This is a genomic window from Mangrovibacter phragmitis (assembly GCF_040429585.1).
Classification (GTDB): domain Bacteria; phylum Pseudomonadota; class Gammaproteobacteria; order Enterobacterales; family Enterobacteriaceae; genus Mangrovibacter; species Mangrovibacter phragmitis.
Map to the genome: position 1 here is coordinate 4,279,570 of NZ_CP134782.1, position 11,768 is coordinate 4,291,337.

At 49.6% G+C, this 11,768-nt stretch carries 9 protein-coding genes; 2 read left to right on the plus strand and 7 right to left on the minus strand.

All coding sequences use genetic code 11. The annotated features are described in order from the left end of the window. Position 1 precedes the first annotated feature (1 nt). The 4 genes from MPHASIOC01_RS20765 to MPHASIOC01_RS20780 all read right to left on the minus strand — a co-directional run bounded on the left by MPHASIOC01_RS20765 (position 2) and on the right by MPHASIOC01_RS20780 (position 4,675). Positions 2-1,204, minus strand: a complete 1,203-nt coding sequence (locus MPHASIOC01_RS20765; RefSeq protein ID WP_353613200.1) for an arabinogalactan endo-beta-1,4-galactanase — start codon at positions 1,202-1,204, stop codon at positions 2-4. Positions 1,205-1,209: 5 nt separating this feature from the next. Beyond that, positions 1,210-2,058: a sugar ABC transporter permease gene (locus MPHASIOC01_RS20770; protein WP_064599326.1), complete on the minus strand. Its 849-nt coding sequence runs from the start codon at positions 2,056-2,058 to the stop codon at positions 1,210-1,212. A gap of 12 nt (positions 2,059-2,070) precedes the next feature. After that, complete coding sequence (locus MPHASIOC01_RS20775) at positions 2,071-3,378, minus strand: sugar ABC transporter permease (protein ID WP_353613201.1); 1,308 nt, start codon at positions 3,376-3,378, stop codon at positions 2,071-2,073. 61 nt (positions 3,379-3,439) lie between these two features. Then, positions 3,440-4,675, minus strand: a complete 1,236-nt coding sequence (locus MPHASIOC01_RS20780) for an extracellular solute-binding protein (protein WP_353613202.1) — start codon at positions 4,673-4,675, stop codon at positions 3,440-3,442. A 348-nt stretch (positions 4,676-5,023) separates the two neighbouring features. Here MPHASIOC01_RS20780 and MPHASIOC01_RS20785 point away from each other — a divergent pair, with 348 nt between their 5' ends. Further along, positions 5,024-6,172 carry an ABC transporter ATP-binding protein gene (locus MPHASIOC01_RS20785; protein ID WP_353613203.1) on the plus strand — a complete coding sequence of 383 codons (1,149 nt, stop codon included), beginning with the start codon at positions 5,024-5,026 and terminating at the stop codon, positions 6,170-6,172. A gap of 8 nt (positions 6,173-6,180) precedes the next feature. Here the strand turns inward: MPHASIOC01_RS20785 and MPHASIOC01_RS20790 are convergent, their stop codons facing one another. Next, complete coding sequence (locus MPHASIOC01_RS20790; RefSeq protein ID WP_353613204.1) at positions 6,181-6,657, minus strand: helix-turn-helix domain-containing protein; 477 nt, start codon at positions 6,655-6,657, stop codon at positions 6,181-6,183. 221 nt (positions 6,658-6,878) lie between these two features. Between MPHASIOC01_RS20790 and MPHASIOC01_RS20795 the strand changes: the two genes are divergently transcribed. Beyond that, entirely contained in the window at positions 6,879-7,424 is a 546-nt protein-coding gene (locus MPHASIOC01_RS20795; protein ID WP_064599310.1) for a flavin reductase family protein, read from the plus strand. A 32-nt stretch (positions 7,425-7,456) separates the two neighbouring features. On the opposite strand, the gene MPHASIOC01_RS20800 is transcribed toward MPHASIOC01_RS20795, so the two are convergent. Next, entirely contained in the window at positions 7,457-10,570 is a 3,114-nt protein-coding gene (locus MPHASIOC01_RS20800; protein ID WP_353613205.1) for a beta-galactosidase, read from the minus strand. A 106-nt stretch (positions 10,571-10,676) separates the two neighbouring features. Continuing rightward, on the minus strand, positions 10,677-11,750 hold the full coding sequence (locus MPHASIOC01_RS20805) for a LacI family DNA-binding transcriptional regulator (RefSeq protein ID WP_064599304.1): 1,074 nt from the start codon (positions 11,748-11,750) through the stop codon (positions 10,677-10,679). Positions 11,751-11,768 lie beyond the last annotated feature (18 nt).

The following is an 11,768-nucleotide window of genomic DNA, read 5'->3' on the forward strand; positions in this document are numbered from 1 at the left end:
CCTAATTAAAAACTTTTATTGATGGTAGCACCTCGCCCTGGCAATTAAATAACGCCTGATTTTCACGCGCATTACCCAACTTCCAGTGGTCATTGATATATTTCATCCCAGCTTCTGTCGCCCATGTATTTCCCGGAGGCGTTATCCAGGCTGGCTCCCAATAAAATATACCTTTGCCACGCTGCTGAGGTACATCAATCACACTTTGCATTAAATCATGTAAATAATTCGCCTGACCTTGCACGGTAGCCGGATATTCTCCGGCTACTTCTTCTTTTTGTTGAAAACTGTTCTCGGCTTTATCGCAATTTGCCAGGGTCCAGGCATATGCGGTTTCCACTACAATGACATCTTTGTGGTAACGTTTGCTGATATCATCCATATTGGACTGTAGCGCGCTTATCGGGCCATTCCAGTAGGTGTACATCGATAAGCCAATGACATCAAACGGCACATCGCGTTTAGTTATTTCATCAAACCACCAGCGGAATGTGTCATTTTTGGTGCCCTCAGCCAGGTGCAACATAATTTTGACGTGGTCGTCTGGCCCGAGGCTGGATTTCAACCCACTAATAGCCGCTTTTAATAATCCGGCGAGCCGGTCAAATTCGCCGCCACCCTCTCCCCAGCTTTTGCCTTCTGGCCAAAGGATGCCACTATTGATTTCATTACCTATTTGCACCATATCCGGTAATGCACCTGCCTGCCGGAACTGCTGTATGGTGTCACGGGTATAATCATGAATAGCTGTGACCAGTTGGTCGTAGTTCATTCCTTGCCAGGCTTTGGGCTTGAACTGTTTTCCTGGATCCGTCCAGAAGTCACTATAATGAAAATCAAGCAACACTTTCATACCCAGCGCTTTTGCACGCTTTGCCAGAGCAAGAGTAGTCGCCAAATCATTGTCGCCGCCACCGTAAGGATGCCCGGCGCTGTCTTTCGGGTTTACCCATAACCGTAACCGAATATAGTTAAAACCATTGGCTTTTAAAATCGCCATCGCATCCTGTTGTTGATGTTGTGCGTTATAAAATTTCGCGCCCTGATGCTCCACTTCATATAAAGTAGAAACATCAGCACCTTTAATAAAATCAGCGGGTTCATTACGTAATGGTTTAATCACCACCGTTTCACTGGCAAAAAGCGGTAAACTGGTTGCTGCTGCCAGTCCCCAGATAACAAAAGAAAGCACGGTCTTTTTCATAATGATTACCCTTTGGTACTCCCTGAAGTCAGGCCTGAAACAAAATACTTCTGTAACGCCAGATACAATATGGCGACAGGTAATGCTATTAACACAGCACCTGCCGCATATGTGGTATAACTGGCCCCCATTTTTTGTGCTACCAGGTTATATAACCCAATAGGTAAAGTGTATTTATCCGGCGTGCGTAAAATGGTACTGGAAAGGATAAAATCCCCCAATGGGCCGGTAAAAGAAAACAGCGCGACCACCGCAATAATCGGCTTTGATAGCGGCATAATTATTTCCAGAAAAATACGTAAATTACTGGCACCATCCATGCGGGCAGATTCATCTAAATCTTTCGGTATCGCATCCAGGTAACCTTTCATCAACCAGGTGTTCATCGGGATCATGCCAGCGACATAAATAAGTACTAACGCCAGGTGGCTGTTAATCAACCCCAACAGTTGCGACAGCACGAAGATGGCAATCAACGCCGAGAACTGCGGAATCATTTGCAGCAGCAAAAACAGCATCAGCCCATTCTGCCGCCCTTTAAAACGAAAACGTGAAAAAGCATACGCCGTAAAACTAACACTAATTAATGTCAACACCATGGTCATCAGGCTTATTTTCATTGAATTCCAGTACCACGTCAGGTAATTGACCTGACCATTAAATAAGTCCTGATAATGTTGAAAAGAAAGATTTTCCGGAATAATGGAGGTACTGAGCAGGCTGTTCCCGGCATTTAATGATGCCCCCACAGTCCAGACCAACGGATAGATAATAATCACCGAAACCACCACCACAACCAGCCAGGATAATGACAGGCGTATCCATTTTTCACGCTTAATGCTTTGTGTTTTCACCCTGAATACTCCTTACGCCATCTCGTCATTCTTGAATGATTTCGTGGCACGAAATTGCCACAGTGCAACACCCACAACAAAAACCGACAAAAGAATGGTGATAGTTGCAGCAATAGCGTATTGCGAAGATGACATCGTCAGCTTATAAATCCATGAAACCAGAATATCTGTCCCCCCCGCATTAGAGCCGACTACTGCCGGGCCACCATTATTGAATAAATAAATAATATTGAAATTATTAAAGTTAAATGTGTATTGAGTAATAATAATGGGTGCAATGGAATAAAGAACCAAAGGTAAAGTAATGGTACGTAATTTGGTAAATGTACTGGCTCCATCCATAGTTGCGGCTTCATATAAATCATCTGGAATTGCCTGCAGAACACCCGTTGTCATTGCAAAAACAAATGGAAAGCCAAGCCAGGTTTGCATCATGATCAATGCTGTTTTAGTCCAGAATGGATCAGTCATCCAGGCTTTAGGGCTTATTTCCAAAAAAGACAGAATAGAATTATTAATGACACCAAAGGAGTCATTAAACATCCCGGCAAAAACCAGAATCGTGACAAATCCAGGTACAGCCCACGGAAGAATAAAAATAGTACGAATCACAGGCTTAAAGCGCAGATCTTTTTGATTCACCAAAATTGCCAGCATAACACCTACAGTGCATTGCAATGTTGTTGCCAGTAAGGTCCACACTACCGTCCACTGCAACACATCAAAAAAGGTATTACGCCAAATTGACAGGGTAAAAATATTGATAAAGTTTTTAATTCCCACCCAGTCCACCAGTTTTGCTGGCGGGGTGTGGTACAGGTTGTAATTGGTAAAGGCGATAGCAAAACCAAATAAAATCGGGAAAATAACCACAAACACTAACAGGATAAAACCTGGCGTTATCATTAAATACGGGAACCCTTCATTGAGCAGGTTCTGATACTGGCGGCGCACGCTGTGTAACGGTATACCGCTATCCCGACAGCGGCCGTTTACCCAGGCATCGCGTAATGAAAGCACATAAACCGCCCCCCCTAAGCCAATGATCAACAGGCTTAATATTCCTTCCGCTAATAAGAAGACAGAATTATCACGGGGAACTTCTTCACCAAGCGTCCATAACCCCCACAGACCTTCCCTCAAAAAATCATGGAATACGCCCAGGAAACTACTGAGTAGCACCAGAAAAATAAGCCCTTTTGCCCACTGACGGTTATAAAACTGACCGAATCCAGGCAGGCAGGCCAGCAACAACGCTGCCCACGCATGACGACCTGGCCTGGTTGATGCGGATAAACTTTCACTGGAACTGATAATCACACCTGGCTCCTTCTGCTGTACGGGGAAGCCAGGCTCCCCCGTAACAAAACAATACCTGGAATTACTGGTTACTGGCCTGCATGGCTTCTATTTGCATTTTGATTTGTTTAACTGCGCTATCGAGCGCATCTTTTGGCGACTGCTTACCCGTCATAATCAGTTGCAGTGCCGCATTCGCAGGCCCCCAAACCTCACCCATTTCAGGAATACCCGGCATGGCGACCGCAAATTTTGACTGCTCAGCAACAGCACTGGCGCGCTCATCATTTTTAATCACCGGATCATTCATAACAGCCAACAATGGCGGGATCTCTTTCGTCACTTCATAACGCGTTTTCACGTATTTCGGCTGGTTAATAAAGGTGATGAATTTATTGGCAAGGGTTTTATCTTTGCTCCAGGTAGAGACTACATAACCTTTAACGCCCAGAAACGCGCTCATCGGTTTACCATTTTCCAGCAGGGGTAATGGTGCCACGCCATAATTCACACCAGCTGCTTCATAAGGCTGGAACGCCCAGGGACCATTAATGACTGCAGCAGCTTTTTTCTCTGTAAATAATGAATCAATTGCATTCAGACCGTTTTCCCCAATGATTCCGCTGGGAAATAACTGTTCACTGTAGAATTTTTTCAACGTAGTGACAGCACTCACGGCACCGGGTGTATTCAGCCCAATATCCAGAGGATTGAGTTTGCCGTTGCTGTCTTTACCGAAGATATACCCGCCCATCGGGCTGATAGCGCCCCAGCTATAATAAAGCTCGTCAAATTTTGCCAGCAGACCAATCTTGTTCTGTTTATGTTGCTGACGGGAGAAGTTAAACCACTCATCCAGTGTCTTGAATGGGGTTTTCACAAGATCTTTGTTATAAATCAGCACCAGTGTTTCAACCGCTTTAGGCAAACCATACTGTGTGCCATTCATCTGGAATGCATCCACCGATGAAGGGGTAAAACCTGTAAGTATCGATTTATCAAGCGTCAGCGGCGCTAAAAGCCCCTGTACCACCGCACCACCGAGCTGATCATTTGGAATGACCAGTATATCCGGACCAATGCCTGCGGGCCCGTCGAGGCGTAATTTTTCCAGTTGCTGAGCAAAGGGCATCTCAAGAACATTCACTTTAACCTGATACTGCTTTTCAAAATCACTGATGGCGCCTTTGATGCCGTCTGATTTCTTAATATCCTCCCAAACAGTAAGCTGCTGTGCGGCGGCGGATGCCTCAAATGCAACGAACTGGCTGGCTGCCAGCGCTGAAAGTAACAGGGTGGAGCATAGCGTAATTTTCATTATCGACCTCTTGTGAAGGTATTACATTTAAGATGTTCTGCTAATTTTTTTGTTTTTCTCGTAACTGAGTCATTTTCATAATTTAAATGCTTTTTGATGATGACATCACTCACCATCAACAATGTTATACGTTACGCTTTAGAAATAATCAGAACCATCACTTAGTGATTATTCTGTGATCATGATTGCAGAAATGAAACAGCAGCATACTGCCTTCTATAACTGAGATATATAGTTTCAGAATCTCAAAAAACCATCCTGCTCTTGCTTGCTTTCATGGTTTGTTATACGTAATACATAAAAACCATAAAACAGCATTAGCGGCATTCATTAAGCCAGGAGAAGTGGATGTCCAGCATACAGCTCAGAAACGTCACCAAGCGTTTTGGCAAAACCGTCACGCTGCACAATATTCAACTTGATATCGAAGATGGAGAGTTTGCGGTATTCGTCGGCCCGTCAGGGTGCGGCAAATCCACACTGTTGCGCATGATCGCGGGCCTTGAGGATGTCAGTGAAGGCGAGATAATGATTGGGCCAACGGTTGTTAATGATATTGCCCCGGCACACCGTGGGGTGGCAATGGTCTTTCAGTCCTATGCCCTGTATCCGCATATGACCGTTGCTGAAAATATGGGTTATGGGCTGAAGGTGAATAAAGTCCCCAAAACAGAGATCCGCCATCAGGTAGAAATGGTTGCCAAAACACTACAACTGACCCACCTGCTTGAACGCAAACCAAAGCAACTTTCAGGCGGCCAGCGCCAGCGTGTCGCTATTGGTCGGGCAATCGTGCGTAAGCCACAGGTGTTTATGTTTGATGAGCCTTTATCCAACCTGGATGCTGAACTGCGGGTTGAAATGCGCCTGCATATCGCCCGGCTGCATCAGGAGATGAAAACTACCATGGTGTATGTTACCCATGACCAGGTGGAGGCCATGACGCTGGCAGATAAAATTGTGGTTATGAATTATGGCAAAGTGGAACAGACCGGTTCACCAATGCACCTCTATTACAACCCGGTTAACCGGTTTGTCGCCGGGTTTATTGGGTCGCCAAAAATGAATTTTTTGCCTGCGACAGTAAAACACTGGCATGAGGGGGAACTGGTGGCGGACATTGCCGGGCAGCAAACGCTGACACTCGCGTTGCATACACAGCAATTACATCCAGGCGATAACATCACACTGGGAATCCGTCCTGAGCATTTACAGGTGGGTGAGCAGGCGGGATGCCAGCTTCTGTTCCAGTGCGAAGTGGTGGAACGCCTGGGTAACAATACCTGGCTGTTTGGCCAGTGTTACGGCCATGACAACTTCAAAGTACTTATTCCGTCAGATATTCATTTCAGCCCCTGGCAGAAGATAACAACGTATTTTGAAGCCAGGCAGTGTATGGTCTTCAACGACGCGGGGCTGCGTATCAGTGCTGAAATTCAGGTTCCGGATAATACCCTGCCTGTATATCAGACAGAGGCTCAGGCGATCCCTGCCTGAGCGCCGGCCTATTTACGTAACAACTGCTGCAGGCGTCTTTGCCTGCGGCGAACCAGCCAGTCGTGCAGCACAAATACCCGGCACCCGCGCACCAGTAACAACCCACCCCAAATACCCAAAGGCCAGAGAAACCACAATATTTCGTGGCTGGTGAGCAGATTTATTACAGCAAGCCCCCCGCAAATCACCGCCCAGGTGAATAATGAACGCAGAAACCTGCTTTCTTCATCCAGCCGGGCATTGGCGGACAAAACACGCTGGTCGGCCCCCTCTTCTGCTGGCTCACTGTGCTCATCAGCCGGGCTCATTAATTCAGCAACCTGGCACTCAAATACCGCCGCTAATGCACTCATGGTTTCAATACTTGCCTGTTCACCATTCTCAATACGCTGAATTGTGCGGACACTCAGTGCCGATAATGCCGCCAGTTGTTCCTGCGACCAGCCTCTGGCAAGGCGCAGGGCTTTAATATTGTTGTACTGCATCCTGGTTCTCCTTTGTTCAGTTGACGATAAAGACTGTCCGCCAACCCCGGTGAAAACGCCACGACAGTAACCTGACAGCAACCCGACAATCACCCGCCACCCGCCTGACACCACGGCAACAGGCCTTGTTTGCAGGTAAATACACAAGTATCTGGCAAACAACCTCACACCCGGCCAGGAAACAGCTATTATCCTGTATAGCAAACCATACAGGAGGCAGTATGAAAAAATACCCTTATCCTGTTAGTGAAGTACGCCGTTTTTTGGAGCCTGGCCCCATCGTGCTGATCAGTTCTCACTGGCAAGGGAAAGACAATATCATGACGCTCGGCTGGCAAACTGTCATGGAGTTTTCACCTTCCCTGATTGGCTGCATGATTTCCGCAGGTAACCACAGTTTTGAGATGATTAAGGCCAGCAGAGACTGCGTAATTAATCTCCCGGAAGTTGAGTTACTCGATACTGTTGCCCAAATAGGGAACTGTTCAGGGAGTGACACCGACAAATTCACCCGTTTTGGTTTGACACCAGAGCCCGCGCAAAGTGTTGGAGCGCCAGCAGTTGCCGAGTGCTTTGCCAGTTTTGAATGCCAAATCTATGATGACGCACTGGTCGACAACTATAACTTTTTTATTTTCGAAGTGGTTTGCGCTCGGGTAAAAAGCCTGACTGACTGGCCCCAGACCATGCACTATACCGGTGATGGTATTTTCCGCCTCGATGGTGAAACGGTAAACCGCCATCAGTGGTTCACCAAAGTGAGTTGATGGCGGTGGCTGTTCTCATACTTCCTGAGGTATTACCCAGGCAGAGACCAACTGAGCTGGTAACGCAGGGTTGATGTGGCGAGGATGTCATCCTGGTGCACACTCGGGCTCCAGGAATCATCACCACCAATCCCCATATGAAACGCATCCAGATTCAGCCATACACCCGGCTCTTCTGCCAGTAAATGCACATGGCTGGTTGCACGCAGTTGTTGCAGGCTGTAACGGCCAATCCCGAAGTGGAACAGGCCCTGCCACTGGTGGCCAGCGTAACGTAGCGAGCGGGTGTCACAACGCAGGCCGTTTTCACTGGGGAAAATATAAGGGGTATGCAGCTCTGGCAGTGGTAATGTCCAGCGCCCCTGGCAGGCAGCCAGTTTTCTGTCCGGGTAGTTTTCATGTGGACCAAGCCCGTCCCAACTGACTACAGGCGCCTGGCCCGCCAGGTGGCACACCAGGCCAATACGCGGCGGCGGTGGAATATCTGCCGCCACCTCAACCCGGACATCAAGCTGCAATTGCCCGTTGCCGTCTATCTGCCAGCGTTTTTCACTGATAAAGCAACAGTGTTGTTGATGTAACCAGGCATGCCGTGTTTTGATGACTACCCCTTCTGTTGATTCATGAGCTTCACACTGTAAAACCTGCGCCTGTAAATCATAAAACCCTGCAGCTTTCCAGCGCTCTACCCAGGCATTCGGGTCAACCCGTGCGGCTTCACTGGTGCCAATGTCGTTATCCAGTGGCGCACGCACAAACTGATCTTCAAGAGGGCCGAGCAGGTGTGCTGTCTCGCCGGTAAAACACTGCACCAGCGTGCCCAGTTTGCGGTCAAACACCCAGCGGTTATTCCCGGATGTAACCTGGTACACCCCGTTATCTTCCAACAGTTGTGGGCGCGGAAGTTGAGGCGCGGATAGTGCTGACGCGGGTAACGGGAGTGAATCGGCTACCGGCCACTGCGCCCAGGCACAGCGCTGCCCGGCCTGAGCCCACTCAGTATCGGCTAAATATTCAACCCAGACCGTAAACCAGCGCGGCTCACAACCCTGACGTTCAGGGAATGGCGGGACAACCAGACACCGGCTGGACTCAGGAGCCAGTACCAGTGACTCCCGCCCTTCAAGCAACACTTCACCGGCTTGTGTCAGTGCCCAGCACAGGCATTCGTTATCTGTGGTACGGAACAGATATTCGCTGGTAACCTGCAATTGCTGAGGCTGGCTGGCATCCCAGTGAAACTGGAAAAACTGCTGAGCGCGTTGTACTTCATATAATGCCGGGTGTGGAGTGCGGTCCGGAAACACCAGTCCATTCAGGCAAAACTGGCGGTCATTGGGTTTATCGCCGAAGTCCCCACCGTAAGCCCACCATGGTTTGCCCTCTGGCGTATATTTTGTCAGCGCCTGGTCTACCCAGTCCCAGATAAAACCCCCTTGCAGGCGTGGATACTGGCGGAAAGCCTGCCAGTAACGGTAGAACCCGCCCAGGCTATTTCCCATCCCATGCGCGTATTCGCATAATATCAACGGGCGATGTTCGTCTGGCATCCCCACCCATTTTTTAATCGACCATTTGGGGACCTGTTCAAAAGGCTGATCTTCATCTACACGGGCGTACATCGGGCAAATAATATCAGTGGCCGCGGTATTGGCACCGCCACCTTCATATTGCACCGGGCGGCTGGGGTCAGTACTTTTCACCCAGCGCCATAACGCGTCATGAGCCGCGCCATGACCGGATTCATTGCCTAAGGACCAAATAATTATGCATGGATGGTTACGATCCCGCTGAACCATGCGGGTAACCCGCTCACTCATTGCCGCAAACCAGCGCGGGTCTTGTGCAAGGCGTGACATGGGCTGCATGCCATGAGTTTCAATATTGGCTTCATCCACAACATACAAGCCATATTCATCGCATAACTGATACCAGAGCGGGTGGTTGGGGTAGTGCGAACAACGTACCGCATTAATATTGTGTTGTTTCATCAATACAATATCCTGGCGCATGGTGGCCTCGTCCATCACCTGGCCGTACTCCGGGTGGTGCTCATGGCGGTTCACACCGCGAATGAGCAGTGGCCTGCCATTTAACTTCAACAACCCGCCAGCAATGGTTACTTCGCGAAATCCTACCTCGCAGGCTTCGGCATCAATACAGTTGCCTGCGCTATCCAGCAATGTCATTGCCAGGCGGTACAAATGTGGCGTTTCCGCACTCCAAAGCGCGGGCGAGGAAACGGATAAAGTAAGCCGGGCCTGTTCAGGGTAATGGCCACGTTCATCAATCACGGGTCCGCCCACCGGCTGTGTTCCCCGGGTGATACACACCCCATGCCGCCACAGGCTGGCCTCAATCTGGTACTGTTGCGGATGATCGCCGTCCACACTCACATTCAGCATTAATTCAGCACGGGAATAGTCACTGTTGAAGGTAATTTGGTGGTGATAATCCGCAATATGCGTATCGGGCTTATGCAGCAGCGTAACATCACGGAAAATCCCGCTCATGCGCCACATATCCTGGTCTTCAAGCCAGGTACCATCGCACCAGCGCAGTACCATTACAGCAAGGTGGTTTTCACCGGGTTGCAACCAGGGCGTCAGGTCAAATTCAGCAGGCAGGCGGCTGTCCTGGCTGTACCCCACCCAGTGCCCGTTGCACCACAGGTAAAATGCAGAATTCACGCCATCAAAAATAATGCGTGTTTGCCCGCTATCAAGCCAGTTCTGGTCCACAGTAAACACGCGCGAATAGCACCCGGTAGGGTTATCCACGGGTACCTGCGGCGGGGTTGTAGCAATAGGGTAATTCACATTGGTGTACACCGGCACATCAAACCCCGGTAGCAACTGCCAGTTTCCCGGGACCACCGCCTCTATAGCTGATTCCAGTGGCCGGGTAACCCATTCTGCAGGCACCGCTTCAGGGCGGGGAAACCAGGTGAATTGCCATGCCCCATTCAGGCTTAACCGTCCATTACCCGGTTTTTTATGCACAGCGCTCACTTCATCGGGCCAGCCCGCAAGTGGAGCATGGCTCGCCAGGCGATGCCAGTGAGTCACTGATGGGTTCTCCCAGTCACGGCGTGCAACCAGGGCAGACAAAGCAGAAGCAGGTTCAGAACAAGGCGTGGCAGACATAGTTCCCTCATAAATTGCGAAGCGCTCACATTCACAATAATTTGAATGAATATGAGCACGCCGTAAATACCAGGAAAGAGAATAAGCGAAGCGGATCACATCCCGTTTACGAAGACAATTTCGCAACCTGCTTCGCCAGCATATGTAACTGCTGTGCTAATACCTCTGGCTGAGGTCTGCCCTTGCCTGCCTCACCAGTCGATTCACGCGTCACCAGCGTAACTGGCAGGCATTGTGATGCAGGCGTTTTTTTCCCCGCCACACTGTTTAGCCAGAACACACAGGACTCACCTAACTGGCGAAAATCCTGGCGGATGGTGGTTAAAGGCGGGGTAAACCATGCGCTGTCTGCTGTATCGTCAAAACCAACCACACTTATCTCACCCGGCACGGAGATACCGCGCTCAGCACAAGCGCGCAACACACCCAAAGCCATTTGATCATTGGCAACCAAAATGCCCTGCGGTTGGTAACGGAGTAATGCCTGAGCCTGCAGATAACCGCTGTAAGCACTCCAGTCGCCCTCACCTTGTGCGACAGGTTGTAAACCTGCCTGTGCCAGTGTATTCATCCAGCCGGCCCGGCGTTGTTCAGCACTGACAGAAGATAATGGGCCATGAAGCAACGCTATGCGGTTTAATGACAGTGACAAAAGATGTTTCGCACCCAGCGCCGCTCCCTGTGCGGCGTCAAAAGTGACGCTGGGTACCTGAGCGCTGGCGGGAACATCCAAAAAGAGTATCGGGGCATGCGTATAACGCTCCACCAGCGCTGATGCCTGACTGGTGGACAGAGGTAAATTAATTGCTACAGCTTCCACTCGCTGAGCCAGTAGGGTATCCAGCGCACGGCAACACGCCTGTTCATTTAACTCCTCCAGCATAGCGATGGAAACATCCACGCCAACCTGTGACGCCTGGGACTTAATCGCCGCCGCAATTTGCGAAGGCGCATGCAGGGACAAGTCTGTGGTTATCAACCCCCATATACGCCGCCTTTTCCCTGCGAGCTGTCGGGCTGCCGGATCTGGCACATAATGGAGCGCCTGCATTGCCTGTTCGACATTCTGCCGGGTACGAACCGATACATTTGCCGCCCCGTTAATAACACGAGAAACTGTCTGATAAGACACGCCCGCGCGTGCTGCGACATCATATAAGGTTATCGTTTTATTGCTCATAACCGGCCCCTGAGAGTA